Source organism: Streptomyces sp. NPDC059201 (assembly GCF_042754585.1).
Classification (GTDB): domain Bacteria; phylum Actinomycetota; class Actinomycetes; order Streptomycetales; family Streptomycetaceae; genus Streptomyces.
The window spans coordinates 180,772-207,690 of the sequence record NZ_JBHZBB010000006.1; the positions used below are offsets into that span (position 1 = coordinate 180,772).

General features: G+C 72.8%; 26 protein-coding genes. 21 read left to right on the forward strand and 5 right to left on the reverse strand.

Annotated features, from left to right (window positions below):
- Window positions 1-105: 105 nt before the first annotated feature.
- The 3 genes from ACFXMG_RS20950 to prcA all read left to right on the forward strand — a co-directional run bounded on the left by ACFXMG_RS20950 (window position 106) and on the right by prcA (window position 2,119).
- Window positions 106-318 carry a ubiquitin-like protein Pup gene (locus ACFXMG_RS20950; protein WP_189976572.1) on the forward strand — a complete coding sequence of 71 codons (213 nt, stop codon included), beginning with the start codon at window positions 106-108 and terminating at the stop codon, window positions 316-318.
- A gap of 162 nt (window positions 319-480) precedes the next feature.
- Window positions 481-1,320: a proteasome subunit beta gene (prcB, locus tag ACFXMG_RS20955; RefSeq protein WP_383829311.1), complete on the forward strand. Its 840-nt coding sequence runs from the start codon at window positions 481-483 to the stop codon at window positions 1,318-1,320.
- A gap of 46 nt (window positions 1,321-1,366) precedes the next feature.
- Window positions 1,367-2,119 (forward strand): proteasome subunit alpha, encoded by a 753-nt coding sequence (prcA, locus tag ACFXMG_RS20960; RefSeq protein WP_383829308.1) that lies wholly within the window; start codon window positions 1,367-1,369, stop codon window positions 2,117-2,119.
- A gap of 61 nt (window positions 2,120-2,180) precedes the next feature.
- Here prcA and ACFXMG_RS20965 read toward each other — a convergent pair whose 3' ends face one another.
- Window positions 2,181-3,200, reverse strand: a complete 1,020-nt coding sequence (locus tag ACFXMG_RS20965; RefSeq protein WP_383825339.1) for a LacI family DNA-binding transcriptional regulator — start codon at window positions 3,198-3,200, stop codon at window positions 2,181-2,183.
- A 145-nt stretch (window positions 3,201-3,345) separates the two neighbouring features.
- Between ACFXMG_RS20965 and ACFXMG_RS20970 the strand changes: the two genes are divergently transcribed.
- The 13 genes from ACFXMG_RS20970 (at window position 3,346) to ACFXMG_RS21030 (ending at window position 17,152) form a co-directional block, all read left to right on the forward strand.
- On the forward strand, window positions 3,346-4,617 hold the full coding sequence (locus ACFXMG_RS20970) for an MFS transporter (protein WP_383825341.1): 1,272 nt from the start codon (window positions 3,346-3,348) through the stop codon (window positions 4,615-4,617).
- A gap of 69 nt (window positions 4,618-4,686) precedes the next feature.
- Window positions 4,687-6,048 (forward strand): Pup--protein ligase, encoded by a 1,362-nt coding sequence (gene pafA, locus ACFXMG_RS20975; RefSeq protein WP_383825344.1) that lies wholly within the window; start codon window positions 4,687-4,689, stop codon window positions 6,046-6,048.
- Between the two features lie 118 nt (window positions 6,049-6,166).
- Window positions 6,167-7,105, forward strand: coding sequence for an FKBP-type peptidyl-prolyl cis-trans isomerase (locus tag ACFXMG_RS20980; protein ID WP_383825346.1), 939 nt, complete (start codon window positions 6,167-6,169; stop codon window positions 7,103-7,105).
- A gap of 95 nt (window positions 7,106-7,200) precedes the next feature.
- Window positions 7,201-7,581: an FKBP-type peptidyl-prolyl cis-trans isomerase gene (locus tag ACFXMG_RS20985; protein WP_383825348.1), complete on the forward strand. Its 381-nt coding sequence runs from the start codon at window positions 7,201-7,203 to the stop codon at window positions 7,579-7,581.
- 129 nt (window positions 7,582-7,710) lie between these two features.
- Window positions 7,711-8,667: a helix-turn-helix transcriptional regulator gene (locus tag ACFXMG_RS20990; RefSeq protein WP_383825351.1), complete on the forward strand. Its 957-nt coding sequence runs from the start codon at window positions 7,711-7,713 to the stop codon at window positions 8,665-8,667.
- A gap of 16 nt (window positions 8,668-8,683) precedes the next feature.
- The gene (locus tag ACFXMG_RS20995) at window positions 8,684-9,637 is read left to right on the forward strand and encodes a helix-turn-helix transcriptional regulator (RefSeq protein WP_383825354.1); all 954 of its coding nucleotides are present in this window, start codon (window positions 8,684-8,686) and stop codon (window positions 9,635-9,637) included.
- A gap of 92 nt (window positions 9,638-9,729) precedes the next feature.
- Entirely contained in the window at window positions 9,730-9,975 is a 246-nt protein-coding gene (locus tag ACFXMG_RS21000; protein ID WP_384901770.1) for a hypothetical protein, read from the forward strand.
- Between the two features lie 35 nt (window positions 9,976-10,010).
- Window positions 10,011-10,208 (forward strand): hypothetical protein, encoded by a 198-nt coding sequence (locus ACFXMG_RS21005; RefSeq protein ID WP_383825359.1) that lies wholly within the window; start codon window positions 10,011-10,013, stop codon window positions 10,206-10,208.
- Between the two features lie 185 nt (window positions 10,209-10,393).
- Window positions 10,394-10,681 carry a Sec-independent protein translocase subunit TatA gene (tatA, locus tag ACFXMG_RS21010; RefSeq protein WP_383825362.1) on the forward strand — a complete coding sequence of 96 codons (288 nt, stop codon included), beginning with the start codon at window positions 10,394-10,396 and terminating at the stop codon, window positions 10,679-10,681.
- Window positions 10,682-10,808: 127 nt separating this feature from the next.
- Window positions 10,809-11,720, forward strand: coding sequence for a twin-arginine translocase subunit TatC (gene tatC, locus ACFXMG_RS21015; RefSeq protein ID WP_383825364.1), 912 nt, complete (start codon window positions 10,809-10,811; stop codon window positions 11,718-11,720).
- Window positions 11,721-11,803: 83 nt separating this feature from the next.
- Window positions 11,804-12,703 carry a diacylglycerol kinase gene (locus ACFXMG_RS21020; RefSeq protein ID WP_383825366.1) on the forward strand — a complete coding sequence of 300 codons (900 nt, stop codon included), beginning with the start codon at window positions 11,804-11,806 and terminating at the stop codon, window positions 12,701-12,703.
- 71 nt (window positions 12,704-12,774) lie between these two features.
- Complete coding sequence (locus ACFXMG_RS21025; RefSeq protein WP_383825369.1) at window positions 12,775-15,603, forward strand: DEAD/DEAH box helicase; 2,829 nt, start codon at window positions 12,775-12,777, stop codon at window positions 15,601-15,603.
- A 169-nt stretch (window positions 15,604-15,772) separates the two neighbouring features.
- Window positions 15,773-17,152, forward strand: coding sequence for a cytochrome P450 (locus tag ACFXMG_RS21030; protein ID WP_383825372.1), 1,380 nt, complete (start codon window positions 15,773-15,775; stop codon window positions 17,150-17,152).
- 10 nt (window positions 17,153-17,162) lie between these two features.
- On the opposite strand, the gene ACFXMG_RS21035 is transcribed toward ACFXMG_RS21030, so the two are convergent.
- Window positions 17,163-18,128, reverse strand: a complete 966-nt coding sequence (locus tag ACFXMG_RS21035; RefSeq protein ID WP_383825375.1) for a hypothetical protein — start codon at window positions 18,126-18,128, stop codon at window positions 17,163-17,165.
- 135 nt (window positions 18,129-18,263) lie between these two features.
- Here ACFXMG_RS21035 and ACFXMG_RS21040 point away from each other — a divergent pair, with 135 nt between their 5' ends.
- Window positions 18,264-18,917 carry a MerR family transcriptional regulator gene (locus tag ACFXMG_RS21040; RefSeq protein WP_383825378.1) on the forward strand — a complete coding sequence of 218 codons (654 nt, stop codon included), beginning with the start codon at window positions 18,264-18,266 and terminating at the stop codon, window positions 18,915-18,917.
- A gap of 83 nt (window positions 18,918-19,000) precedes the next feature.
- On the opposite strand, the gene ACFXMG_RS21045 is transcribed toward ACFXMG_RS21040, so the two are convergent.
- The gene (locus tag ACFXMG_RS21045) at window positions 19,001-19,849 is read right to left on the reverse strand and encodes a siderophore-interacting protein (protein WP_383825381.1); all 849 of its coding nucleotides are present in this window, start codon (window positions 19,847-19,849) and stop codon (window positions 19,001-19,003) included.
- A 99-nt stretch (window positions 19,850-19,948) separates the two neighbouring features.
- Complete coding sequence (locus tag ACFXMG_RS21050; protein ID WP_383825452.1) at window positions 19,949-20,869, reverse strand: 5'-3' exonuclease H3TH domain-containing protein; 921 nt, start codon at window positions 20,867-20,869, stop codon at window positions 19,949-19,951.
- Between the two features lie 392 nt (window positions 20,870-21,261).
- On the opposite strand from ACFXMG_RS21050, the gene ACFXMG_RS21055 reads away from it, so the two are divergent.
- From ACFXMG_RS21055 to ACFXMG_RS21070, 4 genes are all read left to right on the forward strand, one after another.
- Window positions 21,262-22,320 carry a glycine betaine/L-proline ABC transporter ATP-binding protein gene (locus tag ACFXMG_RS21055; RefSeq protein WP_383825384.1) on the forward strand — a complete coding sequence of 353 codons (1,059 nt, stop codon included), beginning with the start codon at window positions 21,262-21,264 and terminating at the stop codon, window positions 22,318-22,320.
- Window positions 22,313-24,121 (forward strand): ABC transporter permease/substrate binding protein, encoded by a 1,809-nt coding sequence (locus ACFXMG_RS21060; protein ID WP_383825386.1) that lies wholly within the window; start codon window positions 22,313-22,315, stop codon window positions 24,119-24,121. Before ACFXMG_RS21055 ends, ACFXMG_RS21060 begins: the two co-directional genes overlap by 8 nt.
- Window positions 24,122-24,448: 327 nt before the next feature.
- Window positions 24,449-25,000 carry a helix-turn-helix domain-containing protein gene (locus tag ACFXMG_RS21065; RefSeq protein WP_383825389.1) on the forward strand — a complete coding sequence of 184 codons (552 nt, stop codon included), beginning with the start codon at window positions 24,449-24,451 and terminating at the stop codon, window positions 24,998-25,000.
- Between the two features lie 26 nt (window positions 25,001-25,026).
- The gene (locus ACFXMG_RS21070) at window positions 25,027-25,830 is read left to right on the forward strand and encodes a helical backbone metal receptor (protein WP_383825455.1); all 804 of its coding nucleotides are present in this window, start codon (window positions 25,027-25,029) and stop codon (window positions 25,828-25,830) included.
- Here the strand turns inward: ACFXMG_RS21070 and ACFXMG_RS21075 are convergent.
- On the reverse strand, window positions 25,757-26,917 hold the full coding sequence (locus tag ACFXMG_RS21075) for a TDT family transporter (protein WP_383825392.1): 1,161 nt from the start codon (window positions 26,915-26,917) through the stop codon (window positions 25,757-25,759). The two genes, ACFXMG_RS21070 and ACFXMG_RS21075, sit on opposite strands and share 74 nt — an antisense overlap.
- Window positions 26,918-26,919: the final 2 nt, after the last annotated feature.

Consider the following 26,919-nt stretch of genomic DNA (forward strand, 5'->3'; position numbering starts at 1 on the left):
CGTTGCAGAAATGCGGGGGCCGATGTCAGTCCCGGCTTGTAGGGTCTGATCTTGTAGGACCCGGTAGCACCAGTCTGAGCGATCCGATTCGAGCGGGGTGAGGAAATGGCGACCAAGGACACCGGCGGCGGACAGCAGAAGGCGACGCGTTCCACGGAAGAGGTCGAGGAGACGACCGCGGAGGCGAACTCCGACCTCAAGGAGCGCCAGGAGAAGCTGAGCGAGGACGTGGACTCCGTCCTGGACGAGATCGACGACGTCCTCGAGGAGAACGCCGAGGAGTTCGTGCGGTCCTTCGTGCAGAAGGGCGGCGAGTAGCCGCCTTCCCACCTGTCGCACCCCGTCCCCGGAGCCCCGGAAGAAGCCGTGGGCACGGGGACGGATGACAGGCCGTGGCACGGGTAAGGTCCGTACACAGCAATCAAGATCGGCCCGCGCGTGTCAGGGGCGGGCCCTTCTCACCCACCCGGAAGGAATCGCGTGGAAGCCAACCCTCGTAGCATCGGGCGTCTGCCGGCGGCCTTCCTGACGCCGGGCTCCTCCTCGTTCATGGACTTCCTCGCCGACCACGCGCCGGAGGCGCTGCCGGGGAGGCGGAGGCTGCCGGAGGGGATCGTCGAGGCTCCGCACGGCACGACCATCGTGGCCGCCACCTTCCCCGGGGGCGTCGTGCTCGCGGGTGACCGGCGGGCCACGATGGGCAACATGATCGCGCAGCGGGACATCGAGAAGGTGTTCCCGGCGGACGAGTACTCCGCGGTCGGCATCGCCGGCACCGCCGGCCTCGCCGTCGAGATGGTCAAGCTCTTCCAGCTGGAGCTGGAGCACTTCGAGAAGGTGGAGGGCGCCACCCTCTCCTTCGAGGGCAAGGCGAACCGTCTCTCCACCATGATCCGCGGCAACCTCGGCATGGCCATGCAGGGCCTCGCCGTCGTACCGCTCTTCGCGGGCTGGGACGAGGGCAAGGAGAAGGGCCGGATCTTCTCCTACGACGTGACCGGCGGCCGCTCCGAGGAGCACGGGTACGCCGCCACCGGCTCGGGCTCGATCTTCGCCCGCGGCTCCATGAAGAAGCTGTACCGCGAGGACCTCACCGAGCAGCAGGCGACCACACTGGTCGTACAGGCGCTGTACGACGCGGCGGACGACGACTCGGCGACCGGTGGCCCGGACCTGGCCCGCCGGATCTTCCCGATCGTCACCGTCATCACCGAAGAGGGCTTCCGCAGGCTCACCGATGCGGAGTCCTCCGAGCTGGCCCGTTCGGTCACCGAGCGGCGTCTGGAGCAGCCGGACGGACCGCGCGCCGCCCTGCTCTGACCCGTACGTCGCCCCCTCACAGCCCAGAAGAAAGGGACGAGCGCCGGTGTCGACACCGTTCTACGTCTCCCCCCAGCAGGCCATGGCCGACCGCGCGGAGTACGCCCGCAAGGGCATCGCGCGCGGCCGCAGCCTCGTGGTCCTCCAGTACGCCGACGGCATCGTCTTCGTCGGCGAGAACCCGTCCCGCGCCCTGCACAAGTTCAGCGAGATCTACGACCGGATCGGCTTCGCCGCCGCCGGCAAGTACAACGAGTACGAGAACCTGCGGATCGGCGGCGTCCGCTACGCCGACCTGCGCGGATACACCTACGACCGGGACGACGTGACCGCGCGCGGCCTGGCGAACGTCTACGCGCAGACGCTGGGCACCATCTTCTCCAGCGCCGGCGAGAAGCCGTACGAGGTGGAGCTGGTCGTCGCCGAGGTCGGCACCGAGCCGGCCGGGGACCAGATCTACCGGCTGCCGCACGACGGCTCCATCGTGGACGAGCACGGCTCGGTCGCGGTGGGCGGCAACGCGGAGCAGATCAGCTCCTTCCTGGACCAGCGGCACCGGGACGGGATGTCCCTCGCGGAGGCCCTGAAGCTCGCGGTGCAGGCGCTCTCCCGGGACACCAACGGCACCGAGCGGGAGATCCCCGCGGAGCGCCTGGAGGTGGCGGTCCTGGACCGGACGCGTCCGCAGCAGCGGAAGTTCAAGCGGATCGTCGGGCGTCAGCTCGTCCGCCTCCTGGAGGCGGACAACGCGGCCCTGGCGAAGACGGACGAGCCCTCGGACGAGGTGTCCGAGGAGTAGTCGCGCGACGCGCGGAGGGGCCCGGTCCACCAGGACCGGGCCCCTCCGCGCGTTCCGGGGCTCAGACGGCCGGCGCCGGGCCCGTGGAGCCGCGCGGGACCAGCTCGGCGGGGAGGACGTCCGAGCGGGCCGGTTCGCCCGCCAGGACGGCGAGCAGCGCCTCCATGCCCCGCCGTCCGAACTCCTCGGCGGGCAGCCGGACCGTGGTGAGCTCCGGCTCGACCGCGGTCGCCAGGGCCATGTCGTCGAAGCCGGTGACCGACAGGTCCTCCGGGACGCGCAGCCCGATCCGCCGCGCGGCCTTGCAGACCCCGGCCGCGAGGATGTCGTCGTCGCAGATCACCGCCGTGGGGCGGGGCCCGGGCGCGGCGAGGGCCGCCCCGGCGGCCTCCCGCGCGGCCGCGACGGTGAGCGGCGACCGTACGGTGCGCACCTGCGCGCCCCGCAGGGCGTGCGCGAGCGTCGCGGCGCGGACGTCGAAGGTCCAGGAGGGGGCCGCCGACGCCAGGTGCAGGAAGCGGCGGTGGCCGAGGGCGAGCAGATGGGCGGTGACCATCCGCATGCCCTCGGCGACGTCGAGGTTGACGTGCGCGGCGGCGCCGGGGCCCGCCGGGTCGCTGTCGAGCATGACGAGCGGCAGGTCGCTGTCGCGGAACGCCTCCAGGGCGTCGGTGGCCATCGAGGAGGCCAGCACGCCGTCGAGGGCCGCCTGGGCGGAGGCGAAGGGGTCGCGGGCGGGCCCGAGGCCGTCGGGGGAGGGGTAGAGCACGACGCCGAAGCCGTGGTCGGCGGCGACCGCGGCGGCGCCGGTGTACACGTGGGCGAAGAACTCGTTGGTGAGCGCGGGGACGACGAGCAGGGCGGTACGGGTGCGGCCCAGGCGCAGATTGCGGGCCGCCAGGTTGGGCCGGTAGCCGAGCTCGCGGGCGGCGTCCCGGACGGTGCCGGCGGTGCGTTCCGACACACGGCCGCGCCACTTGTCGCCGAGGACCAGGGAGACGGTGGCCTGCGAGACACCCGCCGCCCGGGCCACGTCCCTGCTGGTCGGACGGGGGGCGCCGAGGGATTCAGGGGTCTGCACGGGGCCTCCGCGTCGGACGCTGTCGGTGGTGCGCTGGTCGGTGGTGCGCGGGCGCGGGGTGGACCCGCGTCACGCCGCCATGGTACGTATGACGGAAGACGTTATACGTAAAACCTCGGCGTGAGCCGACGGAGGGGAGACCCGCATGGCCACCGAGGCCACGGCACACGGCGGCTACCGCGACATCCTGAGAGCGCCCCACGCGCTCCGCCTGCTCACCGGCACCCTGGTCGGCCGGCTCCCCAACGGCACCGGCCCCGTCGCCATGACCCTCTTCGTCCGCGACCAGGGCGGCGGCTACACCCTCGCGGGCGGCCTCGTCGCCGCGTACGGCCTCGCCAACGCGATCGGGCAGCCGCTCCTCGGGCGGGCCGTCGACCTCAAGGGCCAGCCGCGCGTCCAGTTGCCCGCCGCCGCCCTGTCCGCCCTCGGCATGGCCCTCTTCGCCCTCGTCGGCATCGGCAACCTCCCCCTCGCCTACGCCGCCGTCGTCCTCGCCGGGTTCTTCACCCCGCCCCTGGAGGGCGGCCTGCGGGCCCTGTGGCCGAGCGTCCTGGGCCGCGAGGACCGGGTCCACCGCGCGTACGCCCTCGACGCGGTCGCCCAGGAGGTCATGTTCACCGTCGGCCCGCTCCTGGTGACCCTCCTCGTCGCCCTCTGGTCGCCCGCCGCCGCCCTCCTCGTCATCAACCTCATCGGCGTCCTCGGCGCCCTCTCCGTCGTCCTCTCCGAGCCCTCCCGGGCCTGGCGCTCCGCGCCCCGCGAGGCCCACTGGCTCGGCGCGCTGCGCTCGCCGGGGCTGCTCGCCCTGCTCGGCTCGTTCTTCTTCGTCGGCCTCGCCCTCGGCTCCATCACGGTGGCCGCCGTCGCCTACGCCGACGACCGCGGCACCCCGTCCGTCTACGGCTGGCTGATGGCCGCCCTCGGCCTCGGCGCGCTCCTCGGCGGCGTCCTGTACGGAGCCCGCCAGTGGGCGGGCGCGCCCGAGCGGCGACTGCGCGTCCTGGTAGCCCTGCTGGCGCTCTGTTACCTGCCGCTGACGCTGATGCCCGGCCCGCTCGCCATGGCCGGCCTCTCCGCCGTGGCCGGTGTCTTCCTCGCCCCCGTACTGGCCTGCGCGTTCATCGTGGTCGACCGGCACGCCCCGGCCGGCACCGTCACCGAGGCGTTCTCCTGGCTGGTCACCACCTTCGGCGTCGGCGCCGCCCTCGGCTCGGCCGCCGCCGGCCCGGCCGTCGAACTCTCCGGGACCGTGGCCGGATTCGCCGTGGCCGGCGCCGGCGGCGTGGTCGCCCTGCTGGTGCTGCTCGCCACCGGCCGGGTGCTGAACGACCCCGACGCGCCCGGCCGCCGGTCGCGACACGCCGCGAGCGGGGGCGGCGCCACCGCCGTGCACACAGAAAAGAACGCCCTCTGATCGGAAAATGATCGAAACGGGAACGTCCAACCCGGTTTCAGCACAGGCCGTCAGGCGTAATGTTCAGACATGGACCGCCGCATTTTCGGGCTGGAGAACGAGTACGGCGTCACGTGCACGTTCAGGGGACAGCGCCGACTGTCTCCTGACGAAGTGGCGCGGTACCTCTTCCGCCGAGTCGTGTCATGGGGCCGCAGCAGCAATGTCTTCCTGCGGAACGGCGCCCGCCTGTACCTCGACGTGGGTTCGCATCCGGAATACGCCACACCGGAATGCGACGACCTGATCGAACTGGTCACCCACGACAAGGCCGGCGAGCGCATTCTCGAAGGTCTTCTCGTGGACGCCGAACGCCGCCTGCACGAGGAGGGAATCGCGGGCGACGTCTATCTGTTCAAGAACAACACCGACTCCGCCGGAAACTCCTACGGCTGCCACGAGAACTATCTCGTCGCCCGCCACGGCGAGTTCTCCCGCCTCGCGGACATCCTCATCCCGTTCCTGGTCACGCGTCAGCTGATCTGCGGCGCGGGCAAGGTCCTCCAGACCCCGCGAGGCGCCGTCTACTGCGTCTCCCAGCGCGCCGAGCACATCTGGGAGGGCGTCAGCTCCGCCACCACCCGCTCCCGCCCCATCATCAACACCCGGGACGAGCCGCACGCCGACGCCGAGCGCTACCGCAGGCTCCACGTCATCGTCGGCGACTCGAACATGTCGGAGACGACCATGCTGCTCAAGGTCGGCGCCACCGACCTCGTGCTGCGCATGATCGAGGCCGGCACGGTGATGCGCGACCTGACCCTCGAGAACCCGATCCGGGCGATCCGCGAGGTCAGCCACGACATCACCGGCCAGCGCAAGGTGCGCCTGGCCAGCGGCCGCGAGGCGTCCGCCCTGGAGGTGCAGCGCGAGTACTACGAGAAGGCGTCCGACTTCGTCGACCGGCGCGGCATCCGCTCCGGCGTGGTCGCCCAGGTGCTCGAACTGTGGGGCCGCACGCTCGACGCGATCGAGCAGGAGGAGCTGGACCGCATCCAGACGGAGATCGACTGGGTGATGAAGTACAAGCTCATCGAGCGGTACCGCGCCAAGCACAACATGACCATGTCGAACCCGCGGGTCGCGCAGATAGACCTCGCGTACCACGACATCCACCGCCGCCGCGGGCTCTACTACCTGCTCCAGAAGAACGGGCAGGCGGCGCGGATCTGCAACGACGTGAAGATCTTCGAGGGCAAGTCGGTGCCCCCGCAGACCACCCGGGCCCGGCTCCGCGGCGACTTCATCCGCCGCGCCCAGGAGCAGCGCCGGGACTTCACCGTCGACTGGGTCCACCTGAAGCTCAACGACCAGGCGCAGCGCACGGTCCTCTGCAAGGACCCGTTCCGCTCGGTCGACGACCGGGTGGAGAAGCTGATCGCCGGTATGTAGGACGATCGGAAGACCGGATCGGGGCCCCGCGCGTGCGACGCGCGGGGCCCTGGACGTCACAGGCGGGTCCCCTAGAGTGTCCGGACAACTACTGTGCCGTCTGAGATCTGAGGAACACGTGCGCCGAATTGCCGGCCTTCTCGTCGTCCCGCTGCTGCTGCTCACGACAGCGGCGTGCGGCAGCGACACCAAAGGCTCCGATAACGCCTCGATGACCAACGGGCTTCCCGCCATCACGGCGGGCGAGGAGTTCGGCAAGAAGCCGACCCTCGCGAAGGGCGAGGGCGACCCGCCGAAGGAACTCAAGGTCAACGTCATCAGCGAGGGCGACGGCCCGGCGACCAAGGACGGCGACGCCCTCCAGGTCAACTACCTCGGTCAGACCTGGGACTCGACGACCCCCTTCGACAACAGCTTCGACCGCGGTGAGCCGTTCACCCTCACCCTCGGCGCCGGCCAGGTCATCAAGGGCTGGGACCAGGGCTTGAAGGGCCAGAAGGTCGGCAGCCGCGTCGAGATCGGCATCCCGCCGGAGCTCGGCTACGGCGAGCAGGGCTCCCCGCCGAGCATCAAGGGCGGCGCCACCCTGGTCTTCGTCGTCGACATCCTGAAGGCGACCACCGTCCCGAAGTCCGCCACGGGCACCGTCGTCGCCCAGGAGAACAAGGACCTGCCCAAGGTCGGCACCAACACCGACGGCAAGGCCCCCTCGCTGACCGTCCCGAAGACCGACGCGCCCAAGGCGCTCGTCTCCAACTACGTCATCGAGGGCAAGGGCGAGGCGGTCAAGTCCACCGACACCCTGACCGTCCAGTACCAGGGCGTGCTCTGGAAGGACGGCAAGAAGTTCGACAGCTCCTACGACCGGGGCGCCCCGGCCACCTTCCAGCTGGCCGGCGTCATCCCGGGCTGGAGCAAGGGCCTGGAGGGCAAGAAGGTCGGCAGCCGCGTGCTGCTCGTCGTCCCGCCGGCCGACGGCTACGGCGACCAGGCGCAGGGTCCGATCCCGGCCAAGTCGACGCTGGTCTTCACGGTGGACATTCTCGCCAAGCAGTAGCCGGTTCCCGCGCGGTCCGGTCCCCCCTCGGGGTAGGTTGGCCGGGTCGCGCGGGCCATCGTCCGCGCGGTTCCACCCGTATGAGGAGCACAGCAGTGAGCATCGAGAAGCCCGAGGTCGACTTCCCGGGCGGCGAAGCGCCGACCGACCTGGAGATCAAGGACATCTGGGAGGGCGACGGCGAGGTCGCCGCCGCCGGGGACACGGTCAACGTCCACTACGTCGGTGTCTCCTTCGACTCCGGCGAGGAGTTCGACGCCTCCTGGAACCGCGGCACCCCGCTGGAGTTCCCGCTCGGCGCCGGCATGGTCATCGCGGGCTGGGACCAGGGCGTCCAGGGCATGAAGGTCGGCGGCCGCCGCCAGCTGGTCATCCCCGCGCACCTCGCCTACGGCGACCGCGGCGCCGGCGCCAAGATCGGCCCCGGCGAGACGCTGATCTTCGTCTGCGACCTGGTCTCCGTGAAGAAGCGCTGACCCGGCCCCAGGCCACGTACCGACGGCCCCCGCCTCCACGGCGGGGGCCCTCGGCTTTTGTCCGGACACCCCGGGGCGGTACGGTCGGACGTCCGAGAACGGAACCGGGGAAGAGGGTGCAAGGCGTCCATGGCGATTGCCAAGGCCGAGCGGCTCATGAATCTCGCGCTGTGCCTGCTCGGGACGCGCCGCGCCCTCAGCAAGCGCGAACTGCGCGGCTCCATCGAGGCGTACCTGGAGGCCAGCGGCGACGAGGCCTTCAACCGCATGTTCGAGCGGGACAAGGACGACCTCCGCGAGCTCGGCCTGGTCATCGAGACCGTCGAGAACCTCGACGGCGAGACCGGCTACCTCGCCCGCCGCGACTCCAACCGCCTCCCGCCCATCACCCTGGACGCCGAGGAGGCCGCCGCGCTCGGCCTCGCCGCCAGGGTCTGGCAGCAGGCCCGCCTCGCCGGAGCCGCCAGCGGCGCCCTCCAGAAGCTGCGCGCCGCCGGCATGCCCGAGGCCGAGGACACGTACGAGATCCAGCCCAGCGCCCTCGAACCCCGCATCCCGGTGCACGAGGCCGCCTTCGAGCCGCTGATGCTCGCCTGCCGCGACCGGCGCCCCGTCTCCTTCGAGTACCGCAAGGCCAACGCCGCCCGCCCCGAGCCCCGCCAGGTCGAGCCCTGGACGCTGGAGTGCTGGCGCGGCCACTGGTACCTGGCCGGCTGGGACCGCGACCGCGGCGCCGAGCGCGTCTTCCGCCTCTCCCGCATCACCGGCAAGGTCCGCTCCCGGGCCGGCGCCTTCACCGCGCCCGTTCCCGACGTGGTCACCGTCCGCGAGACCGTGGAGAGCTGGGCGGGGGAGACCGCCACCCGCTCCGCCCGGATCCGGCTCCGGGCCGGCTGCGGCTACCCGCTGCGCGGCCGCGCCGTCGAGACGCGCGAGGGCGCCGACGGATGGGACGAGCTGGAGATCCCGTACGGGCACGGCCTCGACGCCTGGCTCGTCGAGTTCGGCCCCGACGTCGTCGTACTGGAACCGGCCGACCTGCGGGCCGACGTGGTGGAGCGGCTGCGCGCCGTCGCCAAGGGCTGAGGGGGAGACGAACCGCATGGCTGCCAACGCGATCGACCAGACGAGGCGGATGCTCTCCCTCGTCACCTACCTCCGCGAGCGCCCCGGCGCCCACGTCGCCGACGTGGCCCGCGCCTTCGGCATCACCGAGGACGAGCTGATCTCCGACCTGGACGTGCTGCCCATGTGCGGCACCAGCTTCCGGGGCGGCGACCTGCTCGACATCGACACCGACGGCGACCGGATCTGGTGGCACAATCCGGACGACGTGGCCGAACCGCTGCGGCTCGCCGCCGACGAGGCCACCGCGTTGCTCGTCGCCGCCCGCGCCGTCGCGACCCTGCCGGGGCTGCGCGAGGGCGACCGGGACGCGCTGGTCCGCGCCACCGCCAAGCTGGAGGCCGCCGCCGGCGAGGCCGCAGGCGCCAGCGCCCGCCTCTCGGTCACCTTCGAGTCCGAGGGCGGCGTCTTCGCCGAGGTCGACCGGGCCATCTCCGAGCGCCGGCGGCTCTGGGTGCGCTACTACTCGCCCGCCCGCGACGAGCTCACCGAGCGCGAGGTCGACCCCATCCGCCTCTTCGCCGTCGGCCACACCTACATGGAGGCGTGGTGCCGGCTCTCCGAGGCGCGCCGCACCTTCCGGCTGGACCGCGTGGCCGAGATCCGCATCCTGGAGGAGGCGGCCGCGCCGCCGGAGCTGGAGCTGCGGGACCTGTCCGAGGGGCTGGTCCAGCCCTCGGCCGACGACCCCGAGGTGGTGGTCGAGGTCGGCCCCGGCGGCCGCTGGGTCGCCGAGTACTACCCGCACGACCGGGCCGAGGAGCTGCCCGACGGCGGGCTGCGGATCACCCTGCGCACCCCCGACCCGGCCTCGCTGAAGCGGCTCGCGCTGCGCCTCGGCAGCGATGGCCGGATCGTGTCGCCGACCGGCCTCGCGGAGAGCGCCCGGGCGGCGGCGACCGCCGCGCTCGCCGCGTACGAGGGTGTGTGAGCGGTCCTCGTACGCGGCCGGGGGTCGGCCGGGGCGGGTGCCGTGAGGGTCCAGCGGGTTCGAGGCGGAGAGAGTTGAGGGAAATGTCCGTGATGTCCGGACTGTCGGTGTCGGTGGCCCCGGTCCTCTTCAAGGCCGCCTGCCCCGACTGCCGCTGCCGCTTCGAACTCGCCGCCGGCGCCCTGCGCCTGGCCATCGGGGCCAGCCACCGCACCACCTTCTACTCCTTCACCTGCCCCGAGTGCGGCAGCGCCGTCCGCAAGCCCGCCGGCGAGCGCATCGTCGAACTCCTCACCGGCGGCGGCGTCCGGACCCTCCGCCTCCACACCACCGCCTGACCGGCCCCCCACCCACCGAAGGCTAGGCTCGGCACATGTTCTGGCCCATGCTCGCGATCGCCCTCGGCTTCCTCGGCCTCGCCGTCCTCGGCGCCCTCGCCGTCAAGGTCTTCCTGGAGGTCCGGCGCCTCGGCCGCCAAGTGGAAGTCACCACACAGCGCATCCAGCGCGCCGCCGACGAGCTGGAGGACGCCGCCACGGGACTGGCGCGAACCGGCCGTTCCCTGCCCTGAGTCCACTGTCGTACGCTGCCCGGATCACCCCTGATCAGGGCTCCACGGACGCAATCGGGAGTATGCACGGGCATTGCCCGACGTTTACTCCTGCGGGTTACGATCGCAGACAGCGCGGAGGCCGGACGCATGTCCGACCGGCCGGGCACGCCCATGCCGCCTCGGTGAGAAGAGAGACCACAGCCATGTTCCGTCAGATCGGTCCCCTTGAGATCAGCCTCATCCTGCTGGTCGTCGTGCTCCTCTTCGGCGCCAAGAAGCTCCCGGAGATGGCCCGCTCCCTCGGCAAGTCGGCCCGCATCCTCAAGAGCGAGGCCAAGGCCATGAAGTCCGAGAACCAGGACGCGGCCACTCCCGCCGAGGCGCCGGCCGACCCGGCCACCCCCGCCGCCCAGCGCACCATCAAGGCCGCCCCCGGCGACGTGACCGGCGGCCGTCCCGTGACCGAGGCGTCCGACACCACCCAGCGCTGACCCGCTCCACCCAGCGCCGCACCGTTCGCCCCGCACGTACGCCGCCCAGCGGCCTGCCCGCACGAGATGAGGACGTGGGTTGCCGAAGTCTGCCCGCATGAAGAAGGAGAGGGATCCCGAGGGGCGCATGCCACTCGCCGATCACCTCCGCGAGCTGCGCAATCGCCTCGCCAAAGCGATGCTGGCGATCATCGTCGCCTCCGTGGTGGCGGTGTTCTTCAGTCAGCAGCTGATGGATTTCCTGTCGTCCCCGGTACCGAAGTGCGCCCCGAACAGCTCGCTGGCCGACAACACCGGCGGACGCTGCGTCGTCCTCGCCTACCAGACCGTGCTCTCCCCCTTCACCTCCACGGTGAAGGTCGTCCTGCTGGCCGGCCTCATCGCGTCCAGCCCGGTCTGGCTGTACCAGCTCTGGGCCTTCATCGCGCCCGGACTCCACAAGAGCGAGAAGAAGTACACCTACTGGTTCGCCGCCATCGCCGTCCCCCTCTTCGCGGCCGGCGCCTACACGGCGTACCTGATCATGCCGGTGAGCATCCGCGTCCTCATCAGCATCACCCCCGAGGTCGCCTCGAACTTCCTCTCCCTCGACGACCTCCTGGACTTCACCACCAGGATGGTGCTCGTCTTCGGCCTCGCCTTCGAGCTGCCCCTGCTGCTGATCATGCTCAATCTCACCGGCGTGGTCACCGGCAAGCGCATGGCCGGCTGGTGGCGCGCCATGGTGATGGGCACCTTCGTCTTCGGCGCCGTCGCGACCCCCTCGACCGACCCGCTCGGCATGATCGCCCTCGCCGGACCGATCATCATCCTGTACTTCATCGCCGTCGGCTTCTCGATCCTCAACGACCGGCGACGGGCCCGCCGCGACCCCGACGCCCAGCTCGACGACGACGAGGCATCGGTGCTCGACCACACCCCCGAGCCGGTCGGCGCCCTGGACCCCGTCCCCGCCGCCCGCGCCCTGCCCGAGCAGGCAGGCGGCGACACCGACGGAGCCCGCGCCCACCGCACGGGCGGCTACGACGACATCACCTGACCCCGCCGGCCGCCGCACCGGCGGTCCCCGCGGCAGGCCGATCTTGTAGGGTCCCCCCAGACTCCGTCCGGGGGGACCCAGCCATGTCCAGCGACATCACGCTCTTCGTCAATCCCACCGCCGGCCGCGGCCGCGGCGCCCACGCCGCCCAGCCCGCCGCGGACGCCCTGCGCGCCGCCGGCCACTCCGTCCGCACCGTCCTCGGCCTCGACGCCGCCGACGCCCTGCGCCGCGCCCGCGAGGCCGTCGACGACGGCACCGCCGCGCTCGTCGCCGTCGGCGGCGACGGCATGGTCTCCCTCGCCCTCCAGGCCGTCGCCGGCACCGGGACCCCGCTCGGCGTGGTCGCCGTCGGCACCGGCAACGACTTCGCCCGCACCCTCGGCCTCCCCGTCCGCGCCCCGGCCGCCGCCGCCCGCCTCGCCTCCGCGCTCCTGCGCGACGGCGCGGCCCGTACCGTCGACCTCGGACGCGTCACCACCCCGACCGGACCCCGCTGGTACGGCACCGTCCTCGCCTCCGGGTTCGACTCCCGGGTCAACGACCGCGGCAACCGGATGCGGCTTCCCGCCGGCCGCTTCAAGTACGACCTCGCGATCCTCGCCGAGCTCGCCGCCTTCCGCCCCGTCCCCTACCGGCTCGTCCTCGACGGGCGGACCGTCGAGACCGACGCCACCCTCGTCGCCGTCGGCAACGGCACCTCCTACGGCGGCGGCATGCGGATCTGCGCCGACGCCCGCACCGACGACGGCCTCCTCGACGTCACCGTCGTCGGCGGCGTCGGCCGCGCCACCCTCCTCCGGGTCTTCCCCCGCGTGTACCAGGGCACCCACCTCGACCACCCCGCCGTCACCACGTACCGCGCCCGCTCGATCACCCTCGACGCCCCCGCCACCACCGGCTACGCGGACGGCGAACCGCTCGGACCGCTGCCCCTGACCGTCGACTGCGACCCCCGCGCCCTCACCGTCCTCGCCCCCTGACGAGGCCCGCCCTCATCCCCTCGGTAAAGATCGCGTCACTGTCGGAGGGGGCGGGTAGGCTCGATGACAAGATGACAGAGGACCTCACCCCGGCCCAGGCGTACGCGGCCGCACGCACGCGCAACGCAGAGCAGGCCACCGCGCTGGCCCCCTTCCGAGAGATGTACGAGTTCGGTCTGGACCCCTTCCAGATCGAGGCGTGCCAGGCTCTCGAAGCGGGCAAGGGCGTGCTCGTCGCCGCGCCCACCGGCTCCGGCAAGACCATCGTCGGCGAGTTCGCCGTCCACCTCGCCCTCACCCAGGGCCGCAAGTGCTTCTACACGACACCCATCAAGGCGCTGTCGAACCAGAAGTACGCCGACCTCGTCAAGCGGTACGGCCCCGACAAGGTCGGCCTGCTCACCGGCGACAACAGCGTCAACGGCGACGCCCCGATCGTCGTCATGACCACCGAGGTCCTCCGCAACATGCTCTACGCGGGGTCCCAGGCCCTCTCCGGCCTCGGTTACGTCGTCATGGACGAGGTCCACTACCTCTCGGACCGCTTCCGCGGCGCCGTCTGGGAGGAAGTGATCATCCACCTCCCCGAGTCGGTCACCCTCGTCTCCCTCTCCGCCACCGTGTCGAACGCCGAGGAGTTCGGCGACTGGCTCGACACCGTCCGCGGCGACACCGAGGTCATCGTCTCCGAGAGCCGGCCCGTGCCCCTCTGGCAGCACGTCCTCGCCGGCCGCCGGATGTACGACCTCTTCGAGGAGGAGACCGACCACGGCGGCCGCGGCGCCTCCCGCCGCGAGGTCAACCCCGACCTCCTCCGCCTCGCCCGCACCGAGAACTCGCGCACGTACAACCCCCGCGAGCGGCGCCGCGGCAAGATGGTCCGCGAGGCCGACCGGGAGCGCGAGCGCCGCCAGCGCTCCCGCATCTGGACCCCCGGCCGCCCCGAGGTCATCGAGCGGCTCGACAACGAGGGCCTCCTCCCCGCCATCACCTTCATCTTCAGCCGCGCCGGCTGCGAGGCCGCCGTCCAGCAGTGCCTCTACGCCGGCCTCCGGCTCAACGACGACGAGGGCCGCCACCGCGTCCGCGAGATCGTCGAGGCGCGCACCGCCGCCATCCCCGACGAGGACCTGCACGTCCTCGGCTACTACGAGTGGCTGGAGGCGCTGGAGCGCGGCATCGCCGCCCACCACGCCGGCATGCTCCCGACCTTCAAGGAGGTCGTCGAGGAGCTCTTCGTCCGCGGCCTCGTCAAGGCCGTCTTCGCCACCGAGACGCTCGCCCTCGGCATCAACATGCCCGCCCGGTCGGTCGTCCTGGAGAAGCTCGTCAAGTGGAACGGCGAGCAGCACGCCGACATCACCCCCGGGGAGTACACCCAGCTCACCGGGCGCGCCGGCCGCCGCGGCATCGACGTCGAGGGCCACGCCGTCGTCCTCTGGCAGCGCGGCCTCGACCCGGACCACCTCGCCGGCCTCGCCGGCACCCGCACCTACCCGCTGCGCTCCAGCTTCCGGCCCTCCTACAACATGGCGGTCAACCTGGTCGAGCAGTTCGGCCGGCATCGCTCCCGGGAACTCCTGGAGACCTCCTTCGCCCAGTTCCAGGCGGACCGCTCCGTCGTGGGCATCTCCCGCCAGGTCCAGCGGAACGAGGAGGGACTGGAGGGCTACCGCGAGGGCATGACCTGCCACCTCGGCGACTTCGAGGAGTACGCGCTGCTCCGCCGCGACCTCAAGGACCGCGAGACGGAACTGGCCAAGCAGGGCGCCGCCCAGCGGCGGGCCCAGGCCGCCGCGTCCCTGGAGAAGCTGAAGCCCGGCGACGTCATCTACGTGCCCACGGGGAAGTTCGCCGGACTCGCGCTCGTCCTCGACCCCGGCATCCCCGCGGGCCGCACCAACGGGCACCGCGGCTTCGAGTACCACGACGGGCCCCGGCCCCTCGTCCTCACCGCCGAGCGGCAGGTCAAGCGGCTCGCCTCCATCGACTTCCCCGTCCCGGTGGAGGCCCTGGAGCGGATGCGCGTCCCCAAGACCTTCAACCCGCGCTCCCCGCAGTCCCGCCGGGACCTCGCCTCCGCGCTGCGCTCCAAGGCCGGGCACATCAACCCCGAGCGGCACCGCAAGCAGCGCTCCGGCGCCGCCGACGACCGCGAGATCGCCCGCCTGCGGACGGCCATCCGCGCCCACCCCTGCCACGGGTGCGACGAGCGGGAGGACCACGCCCGCTGGGCCGAGCGCTACCACCGCCTCCAGCGCGACACCAAGCAGCTGGAGCGGCGCATCGAGGGCCGGACGAACACCATCGCCCGCACCTTCGACCGGATCGTCGCGCTCCTCACCGAACTCGACTACCTGCGCGGCGACGACGTCACCGACAACGGCAAGCGGCTCGCCCGCCTCTACGGCGAACTCGACCTGCTCGCCAGCGAGTGCCTGCGCGAGGGCGTCTGGGAGGGGCTCGCCCCCGCCGAACTCGCCGCCTGCGTCTCCGCCCTCGTCTTCGAGGCCCGGCAGGCCGACGACGCCGTGGCGCCGAAGGTGCCCGGCGGCCAGGCCAAGGCGGCGCTCGCCGAGATGGTCCACATCTGGGGCCGGCTCGACGCCCTGGAGGAGGAGTTCAAGATCAACCAGGCGGAGGGCGTCGGCCAGCGCGAGCCCGACCTCGGCTTCGCCTGGGCCGCCTACCAGTGGGCCTCCGACAAGAGCCTCGACGAGGTGCTGCGCGAGGCGGAGATGCCCGCGGGCGACTTCGTCCGCTGGTGCAAGCAGGTGATCGACGTCCTCGGACAGATCGCCGCCGCGGCGCCCAGGGAGAACAGCACGGTCGCGAAGAACGCGCGCAAGGCCGTGGACGCGCTGCTGCGGGGTGTGGTGGCGTACAGCTCGGTCGGCTGACGCGACGTCAAGTGACGTACGGGAGGCCCGTGATGGAGGACATCACGGGCCTCCTGCCGCGTTCCGGGCGGTTGTCCACAGGTGGTTGTCCACAGGGGTGGCGCGGTGCCCGAGCCTTCCGCTTCCATGGACTCGCACGCAGGGAAAGCGAGTGGGGGAGGGCACGTCCGTGACCACGCACGCCGGCGCCGAGGCCGGGATCACCATCGCCGAGGGGCCGCGCGGAGTGCCGCTCCTCGGCAACCTCCCCGCCTTCGGGAAGGACCCCCTCGCCTTCTTCGAACAGCTGCGGGAGCGGGGCGACTTCGTCCGCTGGCGCTTCGGCCCCAGCCCCGCCCTCTTCATCGCCCACCCGGAGAACATCGGGGAACTGCTCACCGAGGTCGAGAACACCTTCGACCAGCCCGACCTGGGCATCGCCATCCGCACCCTTCTCGGCAACGGCGTGGTCGTCGCCAAGGGCCGCGACTGGCGGCGCAAGCGTTCCCTCGTGCAGCCGTCCGTCCGCCCCAAGCAGGTCCGCTCCTACGCGGCCACCATGGCGGAGTGCGCCGTCGCCCTGGCCGACAGTTGGGCCGACGGGCAGCGGGTCGACATCAAGAAGGAGATGGCGGCCCTCACCCAGCTCATCGCCGTCCGCACCATCTTCGGCGCGGACACGGCGGCCGACGCCGAGGCGATCGGCCGGGCGATGGACGTCGCGCAGCGGGAGATCGGGGCGGAGCTCAGCGGCATCGGGGCGCTGCTGCCCGACTGGATCCCGACACCCGGGCGGGCCCGCATCAAGCGGGCCACCGCCGTCATCGACGCCGAGGTCTCCCGTGTCGTCTCCCGCCACCGGGACGGCGGCGAGGACCGCCCCGACCTCCTCAGCCGGCTCCTCACCGCCCGGGACGAGACCGGCGCCCACCTCTCCGACCGCGAGATCCGGGACGAGACGGTCACGCTGTACATCGGCGGGCACGAGACCACCAGCTCCACCCTCGTCTGGGCCTGGTACCTCCTCTCCCGCAACGAGAAGGCCCGCCGGGCGCTCACGGACGAGCTGGACCGGGTGCTCTCCGACCACGAGCCCGGCTACGACGACTACGCCTCGCTCACCTACACCCAGGCCGTGGTCAAGGAGACCCTGCGCCTCTACCCCACGATCTGGCTCCTCACCGGCATCGCCAAGGAGGGAGCCACCCTGGGCGGCACCCCGATCCCGCCCGGCACCCGCGTCTGGTCCAGCCAGTGGGCCACCCACCGCGACCCGCGCTGGTACGGCGACGCCGACGCCTTCCGCCCCGAGCGCTGGCTGACGGACGACGAGGCCGCCCCGGCGGAGAAGATCCCCGAATACGCCTGGTACCCCTTCGGCGGCGGCCCCCGCGTCTGCCTCGGCACCCGCTTCGCCCTCGTCGAAGCCGTCCTCGTCCTCGCCGTCCTGGCCCGCCGCTACGACCTGGACGTCGACCCGGAGGACATCCGCCCGGTCCCGAGCCTCACGCTCCAGCCGGACCGCGAGGTCCTGGCCAGGGTGCGGGTGCGCGCGGCGGGCGCTCGGTAGTACCGGCCCGTCAGGAGGCCGAGGCGCCGGGGGTCGGCGGCCGGCGGACGCTGAAGAGGGAGTAGAGGGTCGCCGCTGTGGTTGCGGCGGCTATGAGGGCGGCTGTGGTGAGGGTGGTGGGGGTGGGGTGGAGGAGGGGTTCGCCTTGGAGGGCTTGCCAGGTGAGGAGGGCGAGGGTGGCGGCGTAGGCGGCTGAGGCGGTGAGGACCAGGCGGAGGCGGACCTGGGGGATGGCGAGGCGGGGGAAGCGGGGGGCCAGGGCGGTCAGGACGAGGAGGAGCAGGGGGAGGAGCTGGAGGGCGTGCATGCCGAAGAAGTGGGCGATGCGCAGGTCGCCGCCGGTGGCGGCCCAGCCGGTGACCGGGAGGGAGGGGCCGCCGTCCGGGACGCCGACGCTGTGAGCGCCGACGATCGGCGGGTCGGTGGCGGCGAGTTGGTCGGGGGTGGGCTGGACCATCAGGAAGCCGAGGGCGGCGCCCGCGAGGGCGATCAGGGAGGAGAGGCGGACCGCCCAGGCGGTGGCGGGGTCGAGGAAGCGGGCGCGGAGCAGGAGGGCGGCGATGACGAGGGCGCCCAGCCAGAGGATCACGATGGTGAGGCCCATGACCTGGAAGACGGCGTCGTCGAAGGGGGTCTCCTGGTTGAAGTGGCTCTGCCGGCCGCGGATCACCTGAAGGGTGATCAGCACCATCTCCAGGGCGGCGGCGGCGGTGATGACGGTGCCGGCCCACCAGCCGAACCGCCGGCCGCGCGGCAGGAGGCTCAGCATCCAGGCGAGCGAGAGCGCGTAGGGGACGAACGAGACCGCGAACTTGAAGGGCTTGGACCAGATCGGGGCGCCGACGAGGGTCCGGTCGTCCAGCAGGATCCCGCCCGCGCTGACTAACGCGAAGACGGCCATCGACGCGGCGAACCAGACGAGGGGCCGGTGCAGGCGGCCGCTCGGGGGCGGGGAGGTCGAGGTGGAGGCAGGCATGGGTGTGCGCGTGGGCATACGGATCCCCCCGTAGTCACTATGGATAGTGGCGCTTGCCGCTATCTGATAGTGCCACTATCTATGATGGAGGGGAGTCCGGCAAGGCCGGGAGTGCAGCGGAAAGGTGAACGCGCGGTGCGCATCGGTGAGTTGAGCCGCAGGACCGGGGTCTCCGTACCCACGATCAAGTTCTACGTGCGGGAGGGGCTGCTGCCGGCCGGTCGGCTGACGAGCCCCAACCAGGCCGCGTACGACGAGGCGCACGTACGGCGGCTCCGCCTGATCCGGGCCCTGATCGACGTCGGCGGGCTGTCGGTGGCGGCGGTGCGCGAGGTGATCGCAGCCGTCGACGATCCCGGCCGGCCGATCCACGGTCTGCTCGGCGAGGCGGCCGATCGCATGGTGCCCCGGTACGGCGGCGAGCCCTCGGAGGACGGGGAGGAGGACACCGGTCTGGTCGAGGCGCGCGAGCGGGTCGACGCGCTGCTCCGGGAGCGGGAGTGGCGGTGCTACCCCGACAGCCCGGCGGCCGAGGCCCTGGCGGTCGCCCTCGCCGCCCTCGGGTCCGTCGGGCACGAGCGGTTCGCCGAGGCCCTCGACGACTACGCGGACGCGGCGGAGCGGGTCGCCCGGGCGGACCTGGAGTACGTCGCCCGGCATGTGACGCGCGAGGATCTCGTCGAGAGCGTGGCCGTCGGCATGGTCCTCGGCGACGCGCTCTTCGCCGCGCTCCGCCGCCTCGCCCAGATCGACGCCTCGGCCCGCCACTTCGGCGGCAAGGGGGAGTGAAGAAGGGGGAGTGGAAAGGGGGGAGGGAGGGGCGGGGGCCGTGTCGGCCTCTCCGCCCCTCCCTCGGGGTGGCGTCTCGTCGGTCAGGCGGCCTGTGAAGGCTCCTGCTCGCGCTCCACCTGCTCGTTCCACTCGCGCTTGATCGCGCGCCACGCCTCGTCCGTCTTGCCCAGGCGCCAGTAGCCCGAGATGGAGAGGCGCTCGCGCGGCACCCCGCGCTCCATGCGCAGGTGGCGGCGGAGGTCCTTCACGAAGCCCGCCTCGCCGTGCACGAAGGCGTGCACTTCGCCCGCCGGGAAGTCCAGCTCGCGCACGGCCTCGGTCAGCGCCTCGCCGGCCGGGCGGCCCGAGCGGTGCAGCCAGGTCACCTCGATGCCCGCCTCGGTCGCAAACTTCTGCTCGTCGGCCGCGTCCTCGACCTCGACGAAGGCGTGCACCCGCGCCCCGGCGGGCAGCCGCTCCAGGGCCACCGCGATGGCGGGCAGCGCGCTCTCGTCGCCGACGAGGAGGTGCCAGTCCGCCTCCGGGTCCGGCGCGTAGCCGCCGCCCGGGCCGAGGAACCGTACCGTCTCGCCGACCTGGGCGCGGGCCGCCCAGGGGCCCGCCAGGCCCTCGTCGCCGTGGACCACGAAGTCCAGGGTCAGCTCGTGGTGGACCGCGTCCCACGCGCGCACCGTGTACGTGCGGGTCGTCGGCCACTCCTCGCGCGGGTGCTCGGCCCGGATCCGGTCCATGTCGAAGGGCTCGGGATAGGCCACGCCCTCGGGCGCGAAGAGCAGCTTCACGTAGTGGTCGGTGAACGCGCCGACGTCGAAACCGTCCAGCCCCGGGCCGCCGAGGACGACCCGCACCATGTGCGGGGTGATCCGCTCGGTGCGCACGACGAGCGCTTCGGTGGCCCTGGGGGCCTTGCGGGCCGGCTGCTCTGCCACGGCGGAGTCTCCTGACTGCCTGGGGGTGATGCGGTAGGCACACCAAGCCTCGGGCGCACCCAAGACTTAGGTATGCCTAAGTTAGCACCCCGGCGGCGGTCACGTCCCGGAACGCCCGCCCGCGAGGACCGGCAGCAGCCGGCCCACCGCCCCGCCGAGCCCCCAGCGGGCCGCCAGCGCGTCCAGGGCCGCGGGGTCGCGGGGGGATGCCGGGAGCGCCGGGTCGAACTCCGGGAGCGGGGCGTCCGTCGCGACCCTGACCACCGTCGGCGCCACGTCCAGATAGGCCGCCGCCTCCACGATCCCGCGCCGCTTGGCCGGGGTGAGCTTGGAGGTGCGGTCCTCGGCGGCGGCCCGTACGCCGGCCAGGTCGCCGTACTCGGTGATCAGCTGCGCGGCGGTTTTCTCGCCGATGCCCTTCACGCCGGGCAGGCCGTCGCTGGCGTCGCCGCGGAGGGCGGCGAAGTCCGCGTACTGGCCGGGCCGCACCCCGTACCTCGTACGGATCAGCTCGTCGTCCACCAGGTCGCAGTCGCCGACGCCCTTGCGGGGGTAGAGCACCCGGACCGCCCGCTCGTCGTCGACCAGCTGGAAGAGGTCCCGGTCGCCGGTGACGATGTCCACCGGGCCCTTCGCCCGCTCCGCGAGCGTGCCGATCACGTCGTCCGCCTCGTATCCCGCCGCCCCGATCCGGGCGATGCCGAGCGCCGCGAGGACGTCCTCGATCACCGGCACCTGCGGGGAGAGGGTGTCCGGGATCTCCTCCTCGTCCGGCCCGGTCTCCGTCTCCACGGCCACCCGGTGGGCCTTGTAGGAGGGGATGAGGTCGACGCGCCACTGCGGGCGCCAGTCGTCGTCCCAGCAGGCGACCAGGTCGTCGGGCCGGTGGTCCTGCACCAGTCTGCCGATGAAGTCGAGCAGCCCCCGCACGGCGTTCACCGGCGTCCCGTCCGGGGCGCGGACGGAGTCCGGCACGCCGAAGTACGCGCGGAAGTAGAGGCTGGCGGTGTCCAGGAGCATCAGGCGTCGCGTCACCCCCCGATCATGCCCCACCCCACCGACAGCGGGGCGGAGCCGCCCACGCGGAGCGCCCCACCGCCCGCGCGGAGCGCCCCTGTCGCCCGCACCGGGCCGCCCGCCGCCGGCGTGAGGAGCCCCCATCGAGCGTCCCACCGCCGGCGCCCCCCCCCGGGCGCCCTCGCCACCCTCACCCCCCACCCGCCCGTGACCCCCGTCACCTTCGCGTTTGTCCCCCGGAGGCCGGGGCAGGCGCGTGCTCGGAGCGGACCCGGTAAGGGGCCCTGAGCTAGGGGCCCCGTACGCGACGGGTGGCGCGGGCAGATCCCGCCGTGCTCCGACGGCCCGGTCGCGGGGGTGGCGGGCCGTTCTTCCCTGCTACCCGTGAGGTGTATGTGTCAAGGCTCCAGGCCGACCACCTGTTCAAGGTGTTCGGCAGACGCCCCGCCGACGAAACCGCCGCCGTCCGCGCCCTGGCGAACGGCGCCGACCGCGACGAGCTCCGCGAGGACGGCATCACCGCCGCCGTCGTCGACGCGTCGTTCGTGGTCGAACCGGGCCAGATCTTCGTGGTCATGGGCCTCTCGGGTTCCGGCAAGTCGACCCTCCTGCGCATGCTCAACGGCCTGCTCGAACCGACCGCGGGCCGCGTCCTCTACGACGGCGACGACCTCACGGCGCTCTCCCCCCGCGCGCTGCGCGAGGTCCGCTCCCGCCGCGTCAGCATGGTCTTCCAGCACTTCGCGCTCTTCCCCCACCGCACCGTCCTGGAGAACGCCGGCTACGGCCTGGAGGTCCAGGGCGTCCCGCGCGCCGAGCGCGAGACCCGCGCCACCGAGGCGCTCGCCCTGTGCGGTCTCGCCGGCTGGGAGAAGTCCTGGCCGGACGAGCTCTCCGGCGGCATGCAGCAGCGCGTGGGCCTGGCCCGGGCGCTCGCCACCGACGCCGACCTGCTGCTCATGGACGAGTCCTTCAGCGCGCTCGACCCGCTGATCCGCCGTGACATGCAGGACCAGCTCCTCGTCCTCCAGAAGAAGCTGAAGAAGACCATCGTCTTCATCACCCACGACCTCAACGAGGCCATGCGCCTCGGCGACCGCATCGCCGTCATGCGCGGCGGCCGGATCGTGCAGCTCGGCTCCGCCGAGGACATCCTCGTCCGGCCCGCCGACGACTACGTGGCCTCCTTCATCCAGGACGTCGACCGCTCGCGGGTGCTCACCGCCTCCGCCGTGATGACCGCCCCCGAGGACCCCGACGCCACCGCGTCCTCGGACGCCCCGGTCGTCGGACCCGACACGCTTCTCGCCGACCTGTGCGCCCTCGCGGCCGCGGGCCCGCACCCGGTGGTCGTCCAGGACGCCGGCGGGTCGACCCTCGGAGTCGTACAGAAGGAAAAGCTTCTCGCCGTGATGGGCGGACTGGCCGCCGAGGAGGTGACCGCGCATGCCTGAGCTTCCCCTCGGCTCCTGGGTCGACAGTTCCGTCGACTGGCTCCAGTCGCAGTTCTCCTGGCTGTTCGACGCCGTCAGCACCGGCATCACCGGCCTGTACGACGGCATCGACGCCGTCCTGTCGGCGCCCCAGCCGCTGCTCTTCGCCGGCATCCTCGCCGTCGTCGCCTGGTGGCTGCGCGGTCTCGCCGCCGGTGTGCTCTCCTTCGCCGGCTTCGCGCTGGTGGACTCCGTCCAGCTGTGGGACGAGGCGATGGCGACGCTCTCGCTGGTCCTCGTCGCCACCCTCGTCACGCTGGTGATCGCCGTCCCCCTCGGCATCTGGGCGGCCCGGTCGAAGACGGTCAGCGCGGTGCTGCGGCCGGTCCTCGACTTCATGCAGACCATGCCGGCGATGGTCTATCTGATCCCCGGCATCATCTTCTTCGGCGTCGGTGTCGTCCCCGGCATCATCGCCACCATCGTCTTCGCGCTGCCGCCCGGCGTCCGCATGACCGAGCTCGGCATCCGCCAGGTCGACGCCGATCTCGTCGAGGCGGCCGAGGCGTTCGGCACCACCCCGCGCGACACCCTGCTGCGCGTGCAGCTGCCGCTCGCCGTGCCGACGATCATGGCCGGCGTCAACCAGGTCATCATGCTCGGCCTCTCCATGGTCGTCATCGCCGGCATGGTCGGCGGCGGCGGACTCGGCGGCGCCGTCTACCGGGCCATCGGCAACGTCGACATCGGCCTCGGCTTCGAGGCCGGCGTCTCCATCGTCGTCCTCGCCATGTACCTCGACCGGATGACCGGCGCCCTCGGCCACCAGGTCTCCCCGCTCGGCCGCCGCGCCCTCGCCAAGGCCCGCGCCGCCACCGCCCGCCGCCGCGCCGGACAGGTGTGGGCGCACCGCCCGCAGCCCGTCACCGCGCTCGTCGGCATCGTCGTCCTCGCGCTCGTCGCGGGCGGCTCCGGCTTCCTCGGCGGCTCCGGCGCCACCTCGACCGCGGCCTCCGGCAAGGGCGCCGGCCACGGCAAGAAGATCAGCATCGGCTACATCCCCTGGGACGAGGGCATCGCCTCCACCTACCTGTGGAAGGAGCTCCTGGAGCGCCGCGGCTACGAGGTGGAGACCAAGCAGCTGGAGGCGGGCGCGCTCTACACCGGCCTCGCCGGCGGGCAGCTCGACTTCCAGACCGACGCCTGGCTGCCCGTCACCCACGCCTCGTACCTGGAGAAGTACGGGAACAAGCTGGAGGACCTCGGTTCCTGGTACGGCCCGACCTCCCTGGAGCTCTCCGTCCCCTCGTACGTGAAGGACGTGAAGTCCCTCGCCGACCTCAAGGGCAAGGGCGACCGCTTCAAGGGCCGGATCGTCGGCATCGAGCCCAGCGCCGGGATGATGGGCATCCTCAAGGACAAGGTCCTGAAGGAGTACGGCCTGGAGGGCGAGTACGAGGTCGTCGACGGCTCCACGCCCGGCATGCTGGCCGAGCTGAAGCGCGCGTACGAGCGCGAGGAACCGGTCGTCGTGACGCTCTGGTCCCCGCACTGGGCGTACTCCGCCCACGACCTGACGAAGCTCGCCGACCCGAAGGGCGTGTGGGGCAAGGGCGACGGCGTCCACACCCTCGCCCGCAAGGGCTTCAGCGCGGACAACCCCGAGGTCGGGGCCTGGCTGAAGAACTTCGAGCTCACCGAGGAGCAGCTCACCGGCCTGGAGGCGCAGATCCAGGAGACCGGCAAGGGCAAGGAGCAGCAGGCCGTCCGGACCTGGCTCGACGCCCAGCCCGGCCTCGCGGAGCGGCTCGCCCCGCAGTAGGAACCGGTCCGCACCCGTTGCGGAGTCCGCGAGCGGGGGTCCGCACCCGCCGTGGAGTCCGCGAGCGCGGGGGGCCTCACCCGCAGCGGAGTTCTCACCGGCCGCGGAGTTCTCACCCGCCGCGGAGGGGTGGTCGCCGAACGTCATCGGCGGCCACCCCTCTCCGCGTACCGAGCCCGTATCCTCCCGGCTCCCGTTCCCCCGTCCTTTCCGCGTCTCGTTCCCGCACCCTTTCCGCCACGGCGCGAAACCCCGGCCCAAAGCTGCGTAAGGTGCAGGTAACCGGCCGGTACGCGACGAGGCGACCGGCCGAGGGAGGGAGCCGCCATGGACGAGAAGGAAGCACCCCGGGTGGGCGCGGCCGTCAAGAGGCGCCGCCGGGCCCTCCAGCTCACCCTGGCCGTCGTCGCCTCCCGCAGCGGCCTCTCGGTTCCCTTCCTCAGCCAGATCGAGAACGAGCGCGCCCGCCCCAGCCGCCGCTCCCTCGAACTGGTCGCGGGGGCCCTCCAGACCACCGCCGCCGACCTCCTCGCCGCCGCCGAGGCCGCCCGCACCGTCGACGTCGTCCGCGCAGACGAGGGCACCGCCGCCCTCCCGGACGGCGTCCGGCGCCTGGTCCGCGCCCGGCACCAGCTGCACGCCCTGGAGTTCACCGGCGAGCAGGACGCGGGCCGGGAGTTCCAGCACCGCAACGACGAGCTGCTGTACGTCGCCGACGGCGCCGCCGAGGTGGAGGCCGAGGGCCGCGCCCACCGGCTCGGCCGCGGCGACACCCTGTACCTCTCCGGCGGCGTCCGGCACCGCTGGCGCGCCACCGAACCCGGCACCCGCCTCCTGGTCGTCGCGGTCGCCGACCACGTCGAGGTGGAGGAGGAGTGACGTCGCTCCGGGGCCGGACCCCGCGCATCGTGTCCCTCGTCCCCTCCCTCACCGAGGCCGTCGCCGTCACCGCACCCGGGCTGCTCGTCGGCGCCACCGACTGGTGCTCCCACCCCGCCGGCCTCGACGTCGCCCGGATCGGCGGCACCAAGAACCCCGACGTGCCCGCGATCCTCGCCCTCCGCCCGGACCTCGTCCTCGCCAACGAGGAGGAGAACCGCGCCCCCGACCTGGACGCCCTCCGCGACGGCGGCGCCGAGGTCCTCGTCACCGAGATCCGCACCCTCGACCAGGGCCTGAGCGCCCTCGGCGACGTCCTCGCCGCCTGCGGCGCGCCCTGCCGCCCCCGGTGGCTGGCGGAGGCCGAGGAGGCGTGGGCCACGGTGGAGCCGGTGAGGGACTGGCCGGTGGGGACCGGCCCGGTGGGGGACGGCATGGTGGCCGACGGCCAGGTCGGGGACGGGCCGGTCGGGGAGCGCCCGGTGGGGGGCGGGATCACCGCCGTCGTGCCGATCTGGCGGCGGCCCTGGATGGTGCTCGGCCGGGACACCTTCGCCGGTGACCTGCTCGCCCGCCTCGGCGTCCGGAACCTGTACGCGGACCACCCCGAGCGCTACCCGAAGATCCCGCTCGCCGAGCTGACCGAGGCGGGTCCGCGTCTCGTGGTCCTGCCGGACGAGCCGTACCGCTTCACGGCGGACGACGGCCCCGAGGCGTTCCCCGGGGCCGCGGCCGCGCTCGTCGACGGGCGGATGCTCACCTGGTACGGGCCGTCGCTGGCGCGGGCGCCGCGGGTGCTGGGGCGGGCCCTGCGAGCAGCGCTCCGCTGAGCAGGCCGCGTACGGTGTGCGTCCCGGCCACCAGCCAGGCCGCGGCGAGGAACACGTACAGGACGACGGCCAGCCAGCGGAAGGCGTCGAGACCGGTGTGGCGGGCGAGCCCCTCGGCGCCGGTGACGCAGGTGCCCACCGGGAAGGTGAAGGCCCACCAGGTCATCGCGAAGCCCATGCCCGCGCGCCGGGCCCGCACCACCATCGCCCCGGCCAGCGCCAGCCACAGCAGCGCGAAGCCCATGACGGGCACGCCGTAGAGGACGGCGAAGGCGGCGAAGCCGTGCGCGTACGTGTCGGGCAGGACACCGGCGGCGGAGTCCGCGAAGGCGTTGGCGGCGGTGGTCGACTGGCCGAGCGGGCCCAGGACGAGGAAGAGCGTCGGGGTCAGCGCGAGCGGCAGCGGACCGGTGAGCACCAGCCGGCCGAAGACCAGCGGCAGCATGACCAGGGTCGCGAGCAGGCTGATCCCGAACATCGCGTAGCAGGCGAGGAGGAGGGTCTCCCGGGCCTGTCCCTCGGGCAGGTGGGGGAGGAGCAGCGGGCCGAGCGCGGCGGAGACCATGGGCGCGACGACGGGCAGCAGCCAGACCGGGGAGGCGCTCTCGACGCGGTGCCGGACCACCATCAGGTACGGCACGGCGACGGCGGCCACCAGCCCCACGGCCGTGCCCGCGGTGAACAGGACGGTGTCGAGGGCGACGGCGGCCGGAAGCCCGATCCAGTCCCGGCCGAGCGTCAGCGCGCCGCCGCCGACGGCGAGCAGCGCCATCGACAGACAGCCGTAGAAGGGCGCCACCGCCGGGTCGAGGAGATGGGCGCGGGCCTGGTCGCGGTGGCGGCGCCAGTGCGCGGCGCGGGCGGTGAGCAGGGTCAGCAGCATCGCGAGGGAGAGCGCCCAGACGGCGGTGCAGACGGTACGCAGACCGGGCACGGCGACGGGGAGCGCGGCGCCCGCCGTGCCGACGACGGAGGTGCCCATCACGGAGGCGTACCAGTTGGGTCCGAGGTGACGGACCGAACGGGAGACGCGGACGCCGGGTGTGGTGGCGCCGAGGAAGGGACCGGAGGGTGCGAGGCTTGCCATGG

What these genes read in the sequence shown, in the direction of transcription:
- ACFXMG_RS21075 (WP_383825392.1), bottom strand. Translation starts at nt 26,917, where the DNA reads ATGGCAAGCCTCGCACCCTCCGGTCCCTTCCTCGGCGCCACCACACCC.
- ACFXMG_RS21025 (WP_383825369.1), top strand. Translation starts at nt 12,775, where the DNA reads ATGACAGAGGACCTCACCCCGGCCCAGGCGTACGCGGCCGCACGCACG.
- ACFXMG_RS21050 (WP_383825452.1), bottom strand. Translation starts at nt 20,869, where the DNA reads ATGCTCCTGGACACCGCCAGCCTCTACTTCCGCGCGTACTTCGGCGTG.
- tatC (WP_383825364.1), top strand. Translation starts at nt 10,809, where the DNA reads ATGCCACTCGCCGATCACCTCCGCGAGCTGCGCAATCGCCTCGCCAAA.
- ACFXMG_RS20990 (WP_383825351.1), top strand. Translation starts at nt 7,711, where the DNA reads ATGGCGATTGCCAAGGCCGAGCGGCTCATGAATCTCGCGCTGTGCCTG.
- ACFXMG_RS20995 (WP_383825354.1), top strand. Translation starts at nt 8,684, where the DNA reads ATGGCTGCCAACGCGATCGACCAGACGAGGCGGATGCTCTCCCTCGTC.
- pafA (WP_383825344.1), top strand. Translation starts at nt 4,687, where the DNA reads ATGGACCGCCGCATTTTCGGGCTGGAGAACGAGTACGGCGTCACGTGC.
- tatA (WP_383825362.1), top strand. Translation starts at nt 10,394, where the DNA reads ATGTTCCGTCAGATCGGTCCCCTTGAGATCAGCCTCATCCTGCTGGTC.
- ACFXMG_RS21000 (WP_384901770.1), top strand. Translation starts at nt 9,730, where the DNA reads ATGTCCGGACTGTCGGTGTCGGTGGCCCCGGTCCTCTTCAAGGCCGCC.
- ACFXMG_RS21035 (WP_383825375.1), bottom strand. Translation starts at nt 18,128, where the DNA reads ATGCCTGCCTCCACCTCGACCTCCCCGCCCCCGAGCGGCCGCCTGCAC.
- ACFXMG_RS21065 (WP_383825389.1), top strand. Translation starts at nt 24,449, where the DNA reads ATGGACGAGAAGGAAGCACCCCGGGTGGGCGCGGCCGTCAAGAGGCGC.
- ACFXMG_RS20970 (WP_383825341.1), top strand. Translation starts at nt 3,346, where the DNA reads ATGGCCACCGAGGCCACGGCACACGGCGGCTACCGCGACATCCTGAGA.
- ACFXMG_RS21060 (WP_383825386.1), top strand. Translation starts at nt 22,313, where the DNA reads ATGCCTGAGCTTCCCCTCGGCTCCTGGGTCGACAGTTCCGTCGACTGG.
- ACFXMG_RS21005 (WP_383825359.1), top strand. Translation starts at nt 10,011, where the DNA reads ATGTTCTGGCCCATGCTCGCGATCGCCCTCGGCTTCCTCGGCCTCGCC.
- ACFXMG_RS20950 (WP_189976572.1), top strand. Translation starts at nt 106, where the DNA reads ATGGCGACCAAGGACACCGGCGGCGGACAGCAGAAGGCGACGCGTTCC.
- ACFXMG_RS21020 (WP_383825366.1), top strand. Translation starts at nt 11,804, where the DNA reads ATGTCCAGCGACATCACGCTCTTCGTCAATCCCACCGCCGGCCGCGGC.